Here is a 17,154-nt window from a genome sequence, read left to right as displayed (position 1 = left end):
TACTTCTGCGGACATCCGCGGATCAACTCCGTCCGATCTTGGCGTGACTCAATCTGAATCGGAAGGCGGCGATCAACGCACCGGCGACGCCGACTCCGAGCAACACAACACAGGGCGTGGCCACGGCGTCGAAGCCTCCACCCTCCAAAATCACTTCCTTGAACCCCTTCAGCGCCCAGTACTGCGGCGTGATGGGAGACAACGACTTCGCCCAGTCCGGGAGCGTGTCCCGCGGGGCGATGGTGCCGCCGAGCCCGCCCAGGGCGAGCGAGATCGGTTGCGCGATAACGGCCAGCTGATCGATGGATTTGCAGATCGACACCAGCGCGATGCCGAATCCCCAGGTGGCCACCGACAGTGCGGCGGTCAACAGGGCCAGCCAGATCACCGAACCCTTACTGTGCAGATCGAAGACCTCGAAGGCCACCACCCACACGATGGTCATCTGGATCGCCGAGAACACCAGCAGCGGAAAGGATTTCCCCGCGATGATCTCCGGGGCCCGCACCGGCGCGGCCCGCAGTCGATCCCAGGTGCCCCATTCGTGCTCCCGGAAGAACGACGCCCCCAGCAGCGAGGTGATGAAGAAGGCGAACATCACCACCGCGCCGGGACCGGCCTGCTCGACACCGTTGGCGTGCGGATAACCGCCCGCCAGCCGCAGCTGATATTTGTCGATCGGGGTCAGGAAGGCCATGAAACCGATCGGGAGCAGCGTCATGATGATCAGCTGCGCCGGATCGGAGCGGATGCGATGGAAATCCGCCCACGACAGCGTCCGCACCCTCTCCAGTGCGGAATCATGCAACAGCATCGGAACTCCTCTGTGCAGCGTCCCAACCGATTTCGGCCTCGGACTCGGCCTGGGCCGCCGCGCCGACGATGGCGAGGTAGGCGTTTTCCAGGTTGGGATGGTGGATCTCGGCCGACAGCAATCGGTCCGTCTCGCCGTTGAGGGTCGTGAACAGCTGCGCCAGCAGCTGTCCCGGACTGTCGGTGGGGATGGTGAGCAACCGGGAATCGGTCACGGTGGCGCCCGGCACGGCTCGGTAGGCCCCGAGTCCGTCCGGCACCGGGCCCGAGAACTCCAGGCTCACCGCCGATTTGGCGTACCGCTCGACCAGTTCGGCGGCATCGCCCTCGGCCAGAATGCGACCGTGGTGCAGGACCACCACGCGGGCGTTGAGGAATTCGAGTTCGGGTAGATAGTGGGTGGCGTACACCACGGCCGCCCCGCTGTCGGCGAGCCTGCGCACCTCGTTGAGCAGGTCCTGGCGCGCCGACACGTCCGCGCCGACGGTCGGTTCGTCCAGCCACAGCACCGCGGGCTCGTGCAGCAGCGCCGCGGCGGTGTGCAGGCGACGCTGCTGACCGCCGGACAGATTGTGTGCCCGGGTATCGAGAAACGGTGTGATGCCGAGGGATTCGGCCACATCCGCGATGCGGGCGGGCAGCGCCGAACGCGGCACACCCATCATCCGGCCGAAGAACTCCAGATTCTGCTTCGCGGAAAGGGTCGGATACACACCCAGTTCCTGCGGGGCCAGCCCGAGTCGCCGCCGCGCCTGGCGCGGATCCTTGCGGATATCGATGCCGTCGACCAGGACGGTGCCGGAGTCGGCCGCGGACAGACCGGCCACGATCGATGCGGTCGTGGTCTTGCCCGCGCCGTTGGGTCCGAGCAGGCCCAGCACCTCGCCGGGTCGCACGGTCAGATTCACCCCGGTGAGTACTTGTTTCTTACCGTAGGACTTGTTCAGGTCGCGAATTTCCAGCACGCCACACCTCCTCGCTCGGTGCCGTCCACGCGTTCGAACCCCCGAGCACGGTCACCTCGCCGGGCACCGCGGGAGCCAGGAAGGCTCCGACGATGCCGGCCGCGACCGGGCCGATGGGGTTGCTCTGCGCGCGCCCGCCGGGGGTATTGGTCATTTCGGTCCACAGTCGCGGCGGCCGGGCCACCACGACGCGCCACGGATGGTGGCGGGCCACATAGTGGGCGAGTCCTTCGACCACGCCCTTGGCCGCCGCGTAGTGCGGCCACCACCGCGGCGGATCGATGACGGCCTCCGAGGAGACCAGCACCACCGTCGCGTCCGGTCGCAGTCGCGCGGCGCACACCGACAGGGGGGTGAGCACCAAACGCGAACTCTCCCCGATGAAGTCGATCGCCGGATCGATCGCATCGGCCGCCAGGGGCAGCGTGGGAATCGCCGGGGCGGCGAGGCACACCACACCGTCGAGCGGTTCGTCCGGCAACGCCGCGGCCAGCGCCCGCGGATCACTGGCGTCGGCGATCACCGGGATCAGCCGATCGGCCCAGCCGGGCGCGGTGGCCAGCAGGGCCTCCGGCCTGCGCGTGCAGCCGATCAGCACCCGCGCACCCTGTCCGGCCAATGCCAGCGAAACCGCCGCGCCCAGACCGCGACTGCCCCCGACGACCAGTACGGTCCGGCCCGCCAGCGATCGCGACACCGGCAGCACCGCGGCGATCTCACCGGGTTCGGGGCCCGGGACCGGTTCGCGGACAAGGCTTTCGATCGTCACCGCGGCATCCGCGCCGCAGCGGGTGCGGGCGCGCAGTGTGATCAGGCCCGAGCGCCGATCGATATCCGGTGTCTCGGTGCCGAATTCGATCGCCCCGGTCCCCGCCCGCTCGAATTCGATCGAGCACGCCACCAGCAGCGCGTCGCGTCCCGGGGTGTGCATGCCGGTCCAGTAGCTGACCCAGCCGAGCAGCGTCGCCAGATGTTCGGGCACCCCACCGCCCGTGACCCGCTCGACCACATCCGAGATCAGCCGATACCCGACCGAGAACGCACCCGCCTCGGGCCCGGGCGGATTCGCCGGATTCAGCCGCCGCGCGGTGCGCCGATAGGGATGATTGGGCGCGGTCTCGGTCGACACCGGAAGTTCCGGGCCGAGGCCGCAGCGGATGCCGACCGCCTCGATCCCGCCGAAGCTGACCTTGCCGCGGGCCTCGCCGTCGGAGACCGACCACTCGATCTGGTAGCGCCGACCCGGAATCGCGGGCTGGCGGAAGGTCACCCGCAGCTGCCGCACGACCCGCGGATCGAGGTCCTCGAACAGCGCGCCCAGCGCCAGGGTGACGATCAGCGCGCCGTGCGCGATCGGCCGCCCGTACGGCGAGCGACGCGCGAAATCGGCATCGACGTGCAGCGGATTGCGATCACCGGTCGCCATGGCGTAATCCACCACGTCGTCATCGGTCAACCGGAACGACCGCGTGCTCATGCTGCTCATGCCGTCCGCTCCGACCGTGCGTCGACGACCGCCGCGGCGATGTCGGACAGGGAGACCTCCGAGGTCAAAAGCCGTTCGGGCAGTTCGACATCGAAGGCGCGCTCGATCGCGTAGACGAGTCGGACCTGGGCCAGGGAGTCCCAGACCTCCATATCGCCGCGGGCGGTGGCCGCGCCGTGCACGGCGTCCTCGCCCACGACCGAGGAGAACACCTCGAGCAGTTTCTCGATCACCTGATCAGTGGCCATGTTGTAGCTGGGCCTCTCGAATATGGGGGCTGCGCGGCAGCGCCCCGACGGTCAGGTCGTATCCGGAAACCGAGCCGCCCTGCTCGGTTTCGGACTCCGCGACGAATCCGCGGGCGGAGTACACCTCGCGGACCAGTCCATTGCGCGGAGTGGGCAGGTAGCGGCCGACCAGCCGCGAACAGCCACGCGCCAGCGCCCATTCCGACACCGCGGCCAGCAGGCTGTCCTCGGCGCCGCGGCCGATCACTCGGCAGCTCAACAGCAGGGTGTCGATTTCGGCGACCCCGCCGCGATCCTCGGCCAGCAGCACGCCGACGATGCCGTGATCGGCGAACCGATCACGCAGGCGCAGCGTCGCCGCGAACCACTGCGGGTCCTCGGAGATCTTCTGCACCTGGGTCTGGGTGTGGCGGCGGGTGGTGAGGTTGAACTGATTGGTCTTGGCGACCAGCTGCGCGGCCCGCTCGGTCGTCGTCGAATTGATCGGCTCGACAACGGCTTCCATATCCAGGCTCGCCAGGAACTCCTCGAGTGAACGGCCCTGCGCCAACTCCTCGGCCTCGGCCAGCGCCTGATAGGACCGCTGCCGCGCGAAGTCCTCCTCCGACAGCGCACCCGGATGCAGCCACGGCAGCGCGGCCAGGGTGGCCGGGAACTTCGCCGGGGAGGCGGGCAGGGTCAGCGTGCGCACCTCCGGATGTGCCGCGGCGACCTGGGCGCATTCGGCCCGGTTGTCGTCGACGAAGACGAAGCTGGCCAGCCCCAGCCGGACCTTCTCCGAAATCTCGCGCAGCTGTTCGGATTTCGGCCGCCAGTCCGCGACGATCCAGGTGAAGTCGTCGATGCCCAGAACCATGCCCGGCGCCTCGGCGATCGCCTTCAGCGCCAGCTCGCGATCGTTCTTACTGGCCACCGCGAGCAGTACCCCGCGCTCGGTCAGCGATTTGAGATAGCGCTGGAACTCCGCGAACGCCTCGCCCTCGGGTCCGGCGCCGATGCGGATGCCGTCGATGCCGTCCTCGCCGAGGATGCCGCCCCACAGCGTGCCGTCCAGATCCAGCACCACGCAGCGGGCCGACAGGCCGCGATCGGAGGCGACCGTATCGGCGATCGCGCTCGCCAGCCACGGCAGGCTGTCGGCGGCGTAGGGCTGGCGCACGCGGTACCAGCTGCGCGGATCCTCCCAGTTGCGCAGTCCGACCTGGGCGGCCAGCTGTTCGACGTCGACGAAACGCACCCGGCCCGGGGCCGATTCGGCCAGTTGCGCATTGACCTCACGCACCAGCGCCGAGCGCGATTTGGTGGTGCGCCAGGCCACCGGGCCATAGGTGTCGACCGCGGGCGGGGCGAAGCCGAGCTGAACCGCGCGCACGCCCAGGCGGGCCGCGGCGTCCCAGAGTCCGACCCAGCGCCGCACGGTCTCCTCGGCGGTATCGAATACGTCGTGATGGGTCGCGGCCAGGACGACGTAATCGCCCTCGCGCAACGGGGTCTGGGGATCGAACAGGATCTGCTCGATCTGGCCGAACGGGAACTGCAGCAGTTCGACGTTCAGGCCCGCGCGGGCCCCGGCCAGCGGCAGCAGTTCGGCCAGGAATTCGGTCGTGTGGGTGGCCAGCAGCGCGATCCGTACCGAATTGCCTTGTGCGGCATTTTCCTTGGCGAAGGCGGTGGCCCGCCGCACCCAGGCGTCGTAACCGTCGGCTGGCGACAGTTCCACGGCCAATTGCGTATGCACGATTCAATCTCCCTTCGTGCGGCGGGCACCGTAGGCCAGGTGCTCGTCCTCGAAATCGGCCAGCTCGGTGAGGGTTTCGGCAATGAGTCCGGTATTGACGGTGCCGCCGTGCTCGGCCCGCATCCGCGCGTGCAGCAGCAGCGGGGTCAGCGCCTGCCAGCGGGCCACCGCGCGCTCCCAGTGCGCGCGACCGGCCTCGTCCAGCGCCTCGGGATCGTGCCGTGCGGCCCACAGCAGCGTCTCGCGCTGCCGCAGCGCCTGCCACAGATCGTCGTTCTGCGCGAAATCGGCAGGGGCGCTGGCGAATCGGTACCGCGCGGCCAGGGCCAGCAGCGCGTCCTTACCGACCAGACGCCCCTCCGGGGCGGGGGTGAGCAGCGGATCGGGATCGGTCTCGAGCCAGCGGTAGGTATGTGCGCGGGCGATGTCCCGCTCACCGGCCATGGCCTGTTCGCGCAGGGTCGACGGCAGATGGTGCTCGCCCAGAGCCGTTGCCCAGGAACGCAGTTCGACCGGATCGGGGATCTGGATCCGGCTGCCGGGCTGCTGTCCCAGATCCGTCGCGAAGTCCAGCGGATCCTCGATCACCCAGCCGTCGCCGTGGTCGACCACGGCCAGCCAGTGGGTACCGTGCAATCGGCCGTGCGCGCGCTGCCAGGGCAGGTTGAAGTAGTCGGCGAGCAACACCACCGCACCGGAGCGCGAGATCTGGTCGGCCAGTGCGGCGTACGCGGTGTCCCAGTCGTCGCTGCCCGCGACGCGCAGACCCAGGCTGGGCAGCGGCGGGGCCGGGTGGTGTTCGAAACGCAGTAGTTCACCCTCGGCCGGGGCGACCGCCAGATACGGCCCCTCCGACAGCAGCGGCCGCCACCAGCGCTCGTCGCCGCGCGCGGTCAGCGCCCCGGCCAGAGCCGCGGTGAAACAGGTCAGCTTGTCGCCGTGCAGCAGTGGGGTGGTCATCTCGCCCTCAGAACTCGCAGGGATCCGTCCAGATACGCCTTGCGCGAGGCCGAGCGCTGGATCTTGCCGCTCGAGGTGCGCGGAATCGCGCCCGGGGCGACCAGCGCGACATCGTGCACGCCGACCTCGTGAACATCGAAGATGGCCTGGCGCACGGAATTTCGCAATTCCGCCGCGGTGGCCGCGCCCTCGTCGCTGTTGAGGTTCAGCCGGGCCTCCACCAGGACCACGATCTTCTCGCGATCGTTGTCGTCGATGGAGAAGATCGAGCAGCGGCTCGGCAGCACCAGCGGATGGGCCTGTTCGGCGGTGGCCTCGAGGTCCGGCGGATAGAAGTTGCGACCGTCGACGATGATCAGATCCTTCAGGCGGCTGGTCAGATACAACTCGCCGTCGTGCAGGAAGCCGATATCGCCGGTGCGCATGTAGTAGCGGCCGTCGCCCGTGGCGAGTTCGGCGCGGAAGGTCTGCTCGGTCTCCTCTGGCCGGTTGAAATAGCCGCTGGCCAGCGCCGGGCTGTCGACCCACACCTCTCCGAGCCCGTGTTCGGGCAGCGGCTCGCGGGTCGCGGGATCGACGATGAGCATCTCGACGCCGGGCACCGCCCAGCCCGCGCCCACGATCTCCGCGCCCTCGCCCTCGACCGGGACCGCCACGCCGTTGGCCAGCTGATCGCGGTCCACGGTGATCGTCTGCACCCCGCCGCCGGTGCGCCACGGGGCCGACACGATCAATGTGGCCTCGGCCAGCCCGAATCCGGCGCACAGCGTCTTCTCGCGCAGACCCTGCGGGCCGAACAGTTCGTTGAACCTGCGCATCGTGCTGACCCGCACCGGTTCGGCGCCCGCCAGGCCGTAGCGCCAGCGGCTCAGGTCCAGCCTCGCCCGCTGCTCGGTATCGATGCGCTGGGTGCACAGCTCGTATCCGAGATTCGGCGAGGCCGAGAAGGTCTGCTGGGGCACATCGCTGATGGCCTGCAACCAACGCTCGGGTCGGCGCAGGAACGCCGACGCCGACAGTTGGATCACCTGGTGGCCGTTGATGACCGGCATGACCACCCCGACCATCAGGCCCATATCGTGGAACAGCGGCAGCCAGCTGACGAAGGCCATATCGTCGCCCTCGACATCCAGGCCGGTGCGCGCGTACACGTCGTAGATCTGGTGCGCGTTGGCGAGCAGTCCGCGATGCGGCACCATGACACCGGCTGGGGTGCGGGTGGATCCGGAGGTGTACTGCAGCAGCGCGGTGTGCTCGGCGTCGATCGCCGGGTACTCCCACTTGTCGGCCAGCGCCTGGTCCACCTCACCGGTGGACAGCACCAGCCGGGTGGTCTCGATCGGTGACTCGTCCAACCACGCCGTGACCCTTGCCATCTCGTCGTCGGTGGTGATCAGGCAGGCAGGATCGGCGTCGGTGCAGACCGCATCGAGTCGCCCGTTGGCATTGTGCATACTCGGCGGGAACAGCGGCACCGCGACGATGCCCGCGTACAGGCAGCCGAAGAACGCCTTCACATAGTCCAGTCCGGGCGGCAGCAGCAGCACCGCCCGCTCCCCCGGCTGCGCCAGCTGCAGCACGCTCACCGCGAACGCCCGGGCGTAGCGGTCGATTTCGGCGAAGGTGATCGGCTCCTTGACCCCGTGCGGATCCTGGGTGTCCGGATAGTGCAGGAAGTTGTAGGCCACCGCGTCCGGCCGGATCTCGGCCTGCGCCCGCAGGGCACGGACCATGGTGTCGTAGCGCACGGCCGGCGCGGTCGGAATGGTGGCGGTCATACTTCGACCTCCTGTCGGGACGGCGGGGCCAGGAAACCGATCTTGTCGAAATAGGTCAGGTAGCGCCGGAACAGTTCGTGCGATACCGGCGGGCACACCACGCCGGAGCGTCCGATCTGCTCGTCGACCTCGAAACTCAGTGTGGGACTGAGGCCCTCGCCGGTGCCGAGCAGGCTCAGCACCCGATAGGAGGCCGAGTCGGGTCCGGCCGCGGCGGCATGCGCCTCGACCGCGTCGCGCCAGGCCAGCGGTTCGAGCAGCCGCACCGGCCAACCCGCGTCGCGAATCCAGCCGACCGCGTCGGCGAAGGCCGCGGGCCGCGGATTGCGCAGGTGGTAGATGTGCGCGCCGGGTTGCGACGACTGCCGCCGCGCGAGTTCGACCATCGCGCCCGCCGCGAAATCGGCCGGGGCCAGATCCACGGTGAAGTCGACCTCGGGGGCGAGTCCGATCTCCTGACTGGCCTTGACGAGCAGCCAGAAGAAATCGCTGGTCTGGCACGCGCCGGTGACGCTGTCGCCCGCGATGCGGCCGAGCCGGAAGATGTCGACCGGCAGTCCGCGCGCACCGGCCTCGCACACCAGCCGCTCGGCCACCCACTTGGTCTGCAGATAACCCAGCCGCAGCTGCGACGGATCGCGCGGCGCGGCGGGTTCGCCCACCCGCCCGTCCACGCCGTCGCCGGGTCCCAGCACATACAGCGAGGACACGAAATGCAATGGCAGACCGGCGGTTCGGGCCAATTCGATCAACTCGTCGGTGCCGGTCACATTGGCCGCCTCCAGCACCCGGTACGGCAGGGCGAAGTTCACCTGCGCACCGTTGTGATAAATGGCGTCGACGCCGCGGCCGAGCAGCAGGAATTCCTTCTCGCTCAAGCCGAGTCGCGGCGCGGCCAGATCGCCCAGCACCGGAATCACCCGATCGAAGTCCGCCCGCGGCAGCTCATAGCTGTCGAAGGTCTTCGCCAACCGCTCCAGCCCCTCGGCGCGACTGTCCGCGCGCACCAGGCAGTGGATGCGATAGTCGGTGCGTGCCAGCAGTTCTCGCAGGATGAACGCGCCGACGAAGCCGGTCGCGCCGGTGAGCAGCACCGCACCGGTGGCCGCGTGCGGGGTGATCTGCCACGGCCCGGCGGGCCAGTGCGCGGTGACCGCGCGCACCTCGGCCTCGTAGTCGATCGCCTCCTCGACCGCCGCGTCGCCGGACAGCAGCCCGGCCACCCCGGCCACCGAGGGCCGGGCGAACAGCGAACCGAGCGGAATATCCTCGCCGAAGGTCTCTTTCAGCCGCAGCATGAGTTGCGCCGCGAGCAGTGAATGTCCGCCCAGATCGAAGAAGTTGTCCTCGCGGCCCACCTTGGGATTGCCCAGCACCTGCGCGAAGACCGCGGCGATGCGCTGTTCGAGGACCGTGCGCGGCGGCTCGTAGGCCACCGGATTGCGGCGCAGCACCGGCGCGGGCAGCGCGCGGCGATCCAGTTTTCCGTTGGTGGTCAACGGGAATCGCTCCAGCACAACCACACCGGCGGGAACCATATGCGCGGGCAGTCGCCGCGCGAGATGCGCGCGCACCGCCACGGCCAGATCGTCGTGGGCCTTGACCCGCAACGGATCCGAGGCCAGCTCGCTGTCGCGCCATTTCTCGGCGCGAGCCGGTGCGTCGGCGACCGGGACGTCCCAGCGCGTGGCGACCACATCGAAACGGCCGCCCGCGCGGCGCAGTGCCTCGATGCGATAGGAAAGCTGGTCGGTGAGCGCGAGATACGCCTCGGGGTTGACGCCACCGGCATCGGCCAGCCGAGCGCGCAGTTCGGGGGCCGCGGCGCGACCGCGCGCCAGTTCCGCGACCACGGCCAGCGGACCGGCCACGCGGGCGTCGAGCACATCGGGCACCACGATCGCCTCGGGCTGTTCGCGATCGAGCAGATCGGCCAGCATGGCCGGGCTGGTCGTCGGGTCGAGCACCCGGGCCAGTGCGGGGCGGGTCGGCGCACCGGCGTACAGCACGGCGTCGTAGCGGAATCGCGACATCTCGTTGAGATGTTCGCCGCGGCGCAGCCGGATGCGCGAACCGCTCAGGCGCGGATGGTCGGCCGCGAGTTCGCTGAAATACCTTGGCGCGAGCAGCAATTCGGCGTCGCGGTCGCAGGCGGCGCGCACCGCGCCGGACAGCTCCGCGGCGGAGGCGGTCGGCGAGGCCGTCATCTCGATCGTGGCGTGGAACGATTCCATCAGGCCCAGATCGCGGACGTCGCCGACGAACAGCACGCCGTCCTCGGCGAGCAGATCGGCCGCATGCCGCAGCACCCGGGTCAGATAGTCCGCGCTCGGGAAGTACTGCACCACCGAGTTGATGAGGATGACGTCGTAGGGCCCGGTCAGTTCGGCGGGCAGCTCATCGGCAGCGCCCTGGAACAGCCGCACATGCCGCAGGTCCTCGTGGTCGCCGACGATGTTCTCCCGCACGTGCCCCAGGGCCGTGGCCGACATGTCGGTGCCGTCGTACACCTCCGACGCCGATGCCAGCCGCGAGAGCAGAAGTCCCGTGCCGCAGCCGATTTCGAGTACCCGCCGGGGTGCGAAACCGCGTACCGCCGACACCGTGGAGTCGACCCATTCCCGCATGTGCTCCTCGGGGATGGCGGCATTGGTGTAGGAGTCGTTCCAACCCGTGGTGTTGAAGTCGGCCTCGATATCGTCGCGGTGCTGACCGTAGGTGCTGTCGAACACCACCTCCCAGTCGGATACCTGATCGGCCTCGGCGGCCTCCGCCCGGGAGTAGACCTCCGGGCGCGGGGTCAGATACGCGACGAGCGCGACCGTGCCGCCGGCGTCCTCGCGGGCGAGCACCACCGACTGCTCGACGCCGGAGTGGTCGTCGATGACGGCCTCGATCTCGCCGAGCTCGATGCGGAAGCCGCGCACCTTCACCTGGTGGTCGATGCGGCCCAGATATTCCAGATCACCGTCGGCGCGGCGGCGGGCCAGATCGCCGGTGCGGTAGAGGCGGCGCTCACCGAGCAGGGGATGGCGGATGAAGCGTTCGGAGGTGAGCTCGTCGCGGCCCAGATAGCCGTGTCCGACGCCCGCGCCGAGAACGAACATCTCCCCCGAAACCCCGTCCGGCACGGGGCGTCCGGCCGGATCGAGAATGAGCACGCCCAGATCCGGCAGCGGTACGCCGATGAGGCTGCCCGCGGCGGATTCGATATCGGCCCGGCTCAGGGCGCGGTAGGTGACATGCACGGTCGTCTCGGTGATGCCGTACATGTTCACCAACCGCACAACCTCGCCGTGGCGGTCGTACCAGGGCCGCAGGCTCGGTAGGTCCAGGGCCTCCCCACCGAATATCACATAGCGCAGCGCCAGATCGTCACCGCGCGGGCCGTCCAGGGTCGGAATCAGCTGCAGGAAGGCCGAGGGGGTCTGGTTGAGTACCGTAACCCGCTCGCGCACAAGCAGATCCGCGAAGGATTCGGCGCTGCGGCTGATCTCGCTCGGCACCACCACGACGCGACCGCCGTGCAGCAGCGCGCCCCACATCTCCCAGACCGCGAAGTCGAAGGAGTAGGAGTGGAACATCGTCCACACGTCGGCCGGGCCGAAGTCGAACCAGCGCGCGGTGGTGGAGAACAGGCGAACCACATTGGCGTGCTCGATGATCACGCCCTTGGGTACACCGGTCGAACCCGAGGTGTAGATGACGTAGCAGGGGTCGGCCGGGGTGGCCGGCTCGAGGTCGCCCGCGGTGGCGATGGCCGCGGCGGGCTCGTCGACCAGCAGCAGATTCGGGGCGGCCGCGCGCAGCGGCTGGGCCAGCGAGGTCTGTGTGATGACCAGGCGCGCGCCGGAATCGGTGATCATGAACTCGATACGTTCGGCCGGATTCATCGGATCCAGCGGCACATAGGCCGCACCGGCCTCCAGAACGGCCAGGATCGCGATGACGACCTGCGCGGAGCGCTCGAGGTGGATGCCGACGAAATCACCGCGGCCGATGCCCTGGGCGCGCAGGCGGCGCGCGAGTTCGGCTGCGGCGTCGGCGAGTTCGGCGTAGCTCACCCGCTCGTCACCGAAGCTCACCGCCACGGCGTCGGGCGTGCGGGCGGCCTGCTGGGCGAACAGTTCGTGCAGGGTGTGCGCGGGCGGCGCGGCGTCGGCCTCGACCGGCCGGGCCGCGGTCAGGGCGCGCTGCGCCTCCTCGGCGCTGAGGAAATCCAATTCCGCCAGCGGGGTGTCCGGCCGCGCGACGGCGGCCGCGAGCAGCGCGACCAGATGCCGCTGGATCGCGGCGACGGTCGGCTCGTCGTAGAGGTCGGTGTCATATTCGATGGCGCCGACCAACTCCTCGCCGACCGGGGTCAGGGTCACCAGTACATCGAATTTGGTTGTGCCCGAGTGTACTTCGAGATACTCGGCGCGCACTCCGGCGACGGTCAACTCCGGCATGGCGGTGTTCTGCAGCACCACCGCGGTGCGGAACAGCGGCGAATGCGACAGTTCGCGGTCGGGGCGCACATGCTCGACGACCAGGTCGAAGGGGGCCTCCTGGTGATCGAAGGCGTCGAAGACCACGCCCTGTTCGCGGGCGAGCAGCTCCCGGAAGCTCGGATTGCCCGACAGATCGGTGCGCAGCGCCAGCGCGTTGACGAAGAAGCCGATCAACTGCTCGACCTCGGGCCGGGTGCGGTTGGCTATCGGGGTGCCGACGGTGATGTCCTCGGCTCCCGTGTAGTAGCGCAGCAGGGCCTTGAATCCTGCCATCAGCGCGACGAAAAGCGTTGCGGGACGGTCGTTACGGCGTACCTCGTTGGCGAGTCCGCGCAGGCCGTCGACGATCTCGGCCGGGATGGTGAACGGCAGGCGCGCGCCGCGGCTGTCCGGCTTCAGGGCGCGCGGGCGGTCCGGGTGGAAGGTCACCAGCGGCGGCTCGTCGCCGAGCACACCGCGCCAGTAGTCCAGATCGCCGCCGAAATCGTCGCGCTCCACCCGATCCCGCAGCCACTGCGCGTAATCCGGGTACTGCACGGTCAATTCGGGCAGGGCCGGGGTGCGGCCCTCGACCAGGGCGCCGTAGGCGGTCATGAGTTCGCTGGCGAATACGCCCAGCGACCAGCCGTCGGAGATGACATGGTGCATCGCGACCGCGAAGAGGGCCTCGGAGTCGCTCAGCCGGACCAGCAGCACCTCGAACAGCGAGCCGGACAGATCGAACAGGGTGCGGCTGAACTGCTCCACCCGGGCCACCGCATCGGCCTCGGGCCGCTCCGGATCCAGATCCGCGCGCTCCACGACGTGGAACGGCACCGGACCGGCCGCCCCGACGACCTGCACCGGAAGTCCTTCGCGCAGTTCGATACTCGTGCGCAGCGAGTCGTGGCGGTCGATGACCACGGCGATCGCCCGGCGCAGCGCGTCGGTGTCCAGCGGGCCGTGCAGTCGCAGGGCCAAGGGCATGGTGTAGGTGGGGCGGCCCGGGAACAGCTGTTCCAGGAACCACAGCCGCTGCTGGGCGGCCGACAGGCCCACCGCGCCGGTGTCGGTGCGACGCGGAATGGCGGAGCGATCGGTGCGGCCGGTCGCCCAACGCTTCAGCAGTTCCCGGCGGGAACCCCGGATATCGGCGAGTTCAGGCATTTTCGGTGCTCTCCTGGGTGGTGCCACGCTCGCCGAGCAGCAATTCGACCTCGCTGTCGGACATGTCGTCGAGCCGGTTGATCAGATCCTGGGCGATGACATCGGCCATGCCGGCGATGGTGGGCCGGGCGAACAGATCGCCGAGCACCAGCTGCACGGGGAAGACCGCCCGCAGTCGGGTGGCCACGTGCACGGCCATCAGGGAATCGCCGCCGACCTCGAAGAAGTTTGCGTGCGCGCCGATGCTGTCGGAACCCAATGCCTCGTACCAGATTTCGGCGACCCGCTCCCGAATGGCCTCGGTGAACTCGTCCTCGCCTTCGGTAAGGAATTCAGGAGAGGCTTCCGGGTCTGCCGGTGCGACGGGCGTTTCGGGCACCACGGACAGGTGGCCGCCGTAGGTCTCGGCCGCCACGATCGGGGTGCTGCGCTGCGGGGCCGTCGCGCGGGTGCGCGGGGCCTCCGGCGGATCGACCCAGAAGCGTTCCAGGGCAAAGGGATAGGTCGGCAGACTGACGGTGCGGTGTTCGGTATCGGCGTGGACCGCGGCCAGATCGGCCTCGACGCCGTACAGCCACAGCCGCCCCGCCGCCTCGACGATCGCCGACGCGGCGGGACGCTCACCCGTCGCGGTTCCGGCCGACGCCACGGCCACGGCTTCCCGAGAGGCGGTGCGCAGGAACGACATCAGCGATTTGCCGGGGCCGGTCTCGAGCGCGATCAGCTGCGGATGACGTCGGGTCAACTCCTCGGCCGCCTCACGGAAGCGGACGGTGCTGGTCATCTGCCGGGCCCAGTAGTCGGGATCGGTGGCCTGTTCGGCGGTGATCGGCGCACCGGTCAGGTTGGACCAGAACGACTCTCGCGGCGCCTGCCGGGCGACCGTGCCCACCAGTTCGGCGAACCGCGCGGCCGCCTCGTCCATCAGCGGCGTGTGGAACGCGTGGGAGACCGGCAGCGGCGAATTCGCGATGCCGTCGGCCGACAGCGCCTCGGCGAATCGGCCCACGGCCGCCTGGGTTCCGGCGACCACGCAGCGAGTGGCGGAGTTGTCGGCGGCCAGCCACACATCCTCGGGCAGCCGCCCGGTGAGTTCCGGTGCGCCGATCGAGACGGCCAGCATGGCCCCGGGCGGGGCGGCGGCCATGATGCGGCCGCGCCCCACCACCAGGCGCAGCGCCTCCGGCAGATCGAAAACCCCTGCCAGGGTGGCGCATACCAGTTCGCCGAGACTGTGTCCCAGCAGTTCGCGGGGCGCGACGCCGAATTCGCGCCACATCCCCGCCAGTGCGTATTCGATCGCGAACAATGCCACCTGGGTCTGCTCGGTTCCCTCGCCACCGAGCAGGGCGGCATCCAGATCGAATCCGCTGTCCTCGCGCAACAGCCGCGCGCATTCGCGCAGCCGATCACCGAATGCCGGTACGGCGCCGGTCAATTCGGCGAACAGCGATCCCAGCGCGATCCCCTGCCCGGGGAACAGCGCCACCACCGCCGGATCCACGAACGCCTGCCCAGCGCTCGGGCGGCGCAGAGCGGCGGCCGCCTCGGCCGTCGTCTCGGCGACCACCAGCCGACGATGCGGGAAGCGACGGCGGCCCTTGTCCAGGGTCCGCGCGATCGCCGCGAGGTCTTGTGCGGTATCGGCCAGATGGTCCGACAGCCGCTGCGCGAGCCGGTCCGCGTCCGCCGCGGTCCGGGCCGAAATCACCAGCGCGCGCGGTCCTTTCGCGGCCGAGGCGGCGGCGACCGGCGGCTGCTCCACGATGACGTGGGCATTGGTGCCGCCGATACCGAACGCGCTCACCGCGGCCCGGCGCACCGGCGCGTCGAACGGGCGCAGCTCGGTATTGACGAAGAACGGGCTCGCCGCGAAATCGATTTCCGGATTGGCCCGGGAGAAGTGCAGGCTGGCGGGGATCTGACCCTCCCGCACGGTCAGCACGGCCTTGATCAGGCCCGCCACCCCGGCGGCGGAGTTCAGATGTCCCAGATTGGTTTTCACCGAGCCGAGCGCGCAGAACTGGTTGGCCTCGGTGTGCTCGCGGTAGGCCGCGGTCAGCGCCGCCACCTCGATCGGATCACCGAGTTTGGTGCCGGTGCCGTGCGCCTCGACGTAGCCGATGGTGTCGGCGTCGATACCCGCCACCGACAGCGCCTCGCGAATCACGGCCCGCTGCCCGGCGATTCCCGGCGCGGTGTAGCCGACCTTGCGGCCGCCGTCGTTGTTGATCGCCGAACCGAGGATCACCGCGTGGATGTTGTCACCGTCGGCGAGCGCGTCGGACAGCCGTTTGAGCACGACCGCGCCCGCTCCCGAACCGAATACCGTCCCCGCGGCGTCGGCGTCGAAGGCCCGGCAGTGCCCGTCGGGCGAGAGGATCGAGCCCTCCTCGTAGATGTAGCCCGTCTCGTGCGGCACCTGCACGCTCGCGCCGCCGGCCAGCGCCACATCGCACTGGAAATCGACCAGCGCCTGCACGGCCTGATGCACGGCCACCAGCGAGGTGGAGCACGCGGTCTGCACCGAGACACTGGGCCCGGTCAGGTTGAGCTTGTAGGAGATTCGGGTCGCCAGATAGTCCGAGGCATTGCCGTGCAGCGCGTGCAGCTGCGCCGACGGGCTGTCGAAGGTGGCGGCGTGCCCGATCAGATTGCGCAGCAGATAGGTGCTGATACCCGCGCCCGCGAAAACACCGACCGGATTCGGATTGTCCACCGGCACGATTCCGGCATCCTCGAACGCCTCGTAGGCGCACAGCAGGAACAGCCGATGCTGCGGATCGAGGAACTGCGCCTCACGCGGGCTCATATCGAAGAATTCGGCGTCGAACTTGTCGTGATCGGCCAGCGTCGACCCCGCGTGCACATAGCCGTAGGGCGGTTCCACCGGCATGGCCGCCGAACGCAGCGGCCGGATGGATTCGTGCCCGTCGCGCAGATTGCGCCAGTAGTCCGCGATCGTGTCCGCGTCCGGCAGGCGGCAGGCCATACCGACCACGGCGATGCGGAAGTCGTTGTCTGCGTCGGTCATTCGTCACTCCCGTTGGTGTCCGGCGAGCCGGGACGGCGATGGGCGCGGCGGCGCGCGGCGGCGGCGCGCCGCTCCCGGCCGCGGTCGGTGTCCTCCGGTTCGGTGGTGCGACCGGCCAGCAGGCGGCCCAGATCCTCCACCGTCGGCGCGGCGAACAGGTCGGTCATGGCCAGCTGCACGCCGAGGCGGCGTTCCAGCAGGCCGCGGGCGCGGGCCAGGGCCAGCGAATGTCCGCCCAGATCGAAGAAGTTCTGTCCGAGTCCGACCTCACGCTCGAGCACCTCGGACCACACCTGCGCCACGGCCTTCTCCAGCTCCGTGCGGGGCGGGGTGAAGACCGGATCGGCGGCGGGCGCGATGCGGGGCAGCCGGTTCTGGTCGAGTTTGCCGGTCAGGCCGCGTGGCAGCGCCTCGAGCACCAGGTAGGCCGACGGAATCATGTACTCCGGCAACCGGCTTCGCAGATATCCCGACAGCTCGCTGTAGTCGGGGG

10 protein-coding genes are annotated in these 17,154 nt (G+C 69.5%); all 10 read right to left on the bottom strand.

Annotated elements, in window-relative coordinates; all coding sequences use genetic code 11:
• Window positions 1–22: 22 nt before the first annotated feature.
• On the bottom strand, window positions 23–814 hold the full coding sequence (locus NP4_RS01290; protein ID WP_062513012.1) for an ABC transporter permease: 792 nt from the start codon (window positions 812–814) through the stop codon (window positions 23–25).
• The gene (locus NP4_RS40570) at window positions 801–1,778 is read right to left on the bottom strand and encodes an ABC transporter ATP-binding protein (RefSeq protein WP_067990597.1); all 978 of its coding nucleotides are present in this window, start codon (window positions 1,776–1,778) and stop codon (window positions 801–803) included. Before NP4_RS40570 ends, NP4_RS01290 begins: the two co-directional genes overlap by 14 nt.
• Complete coding sequence (locus NP4_RS39515; protein ID WP_082875422.1) at window positions 1,741–3,264, bottom strand: SDR family NAD(P)-dependent oxidoreductase; 1,524 nt, start codon at window positions 3,262–3,264, stop codon at window positions 1,741–1,743. Before NP4_RS39515 ends, NP4_RS40570 begins: the two co-directional genes overlap by 38 nt.
• Window positions 3,261–3,512, bottom strand: a complete 252-nt coding sequence (locus NP4_RS01275) for an acyl carrier protein (protein ID WP_067990592.1) — start codon at window positions 3,510–3,512, stop codon at window positions 3,261–3,263. The genes NP4_RS39515 and NP4_RS01275 overlap by 4 nt, the downstream gene beginning before the upstream one ends.
• On the bottom strand, window positions 3,502–5,250 hold the full coding sequence (locus tag NP4_RS01270; RefSeq protein ID WP_147287811.1) for an HAD-IIIC family phosphatase: 1,749 nt from the start codon (window positions 5,248–5,250) through the stop codon (window positions 3,502–3,504). Before NP4_RS01270 ends, NP4_RS01275 begins: the two co-directional genes overlap by 11 nt.
• A gap of 3 nt (window positions 5,251–5,253) precedes the next feature.
• A complete protein-coding gene (locus NP4_RS01265) occupies window positions 5,254–6,210 on the bottom strand; it encodes a cysteine peptidase family C39 domain-containing protein (protein ID WP_067990586.1) in 957 nt (318 codons plus the stop codon).
• Window positions 6,207–7,988, bottom strand: coding sequence for a fatty acyl-AMP ligase (locus tag NP4_RS01260; RefSeq protein WP_067990583.1), 1,782 nt, complete (start codon window positions 7,986–7,988; stop codon window positions 6,207–6,209). The genes NP4_RS01265 and NP4_RS01260 overlap by 4 nt, the downstream gene beginning before the upstream one ends.
• Window positions 7,985–13,627: a non-ribosomal peptide synthetase gene (locus tag NP4_RS01255; protein ID WP_067990579.1), complete on the bottom strand. Its 5,643-nt coding sequence runs from the start codon at window positions 13,625–13,627 to the stop codon at window positions 7,985–7,987. The genes NP4_RS01260 and NP4_RS01255 overlap by 4 nt, the downstream gene beginning before the upstream one ends.
• Window positions 13,620–16,661, bottom strand: coding sequence for a type I polyketide synthase (locus tag NP4_RS01250; RefSeq protein WP_067990576.1), 3,042 nt, complete (start codon window positions 16,659–16,661; stop codon window positions 13,620–13,622). The genes NP4_RS01255 and NP4_RS01250 overlap by 8 nt, the downstream gene beginning before the upstream one ends.
• Window positions 16,658–17,154 (bottom strand): phosphopantetheine-binding protein (locus NP4_RS01245; protein WP_255285349.1); only part of this gene is annotated, 497 nt, incomplete at its 5' end. The genes NP4_RS01250 and NP4_RS01245, both read right to left, overlap by 4 nt.

Origin of the sequence: Nocardia pseudobrasiliensis NBRC 108224 (assembly GCF_001613105.1) — a bacterium.
Lineage (GTDB): Bacteria > Actinomycetota > Actinomycetes > Mycobacteriales > Mycobacteriaceae > Nocardia > Nocardia pseudobrasiliensis.
The sequence above is the reverse complement of the archived record's forward strand: the minus strand, read 5'-3'. Positions and strand labels throughout refer to the sequence as shown.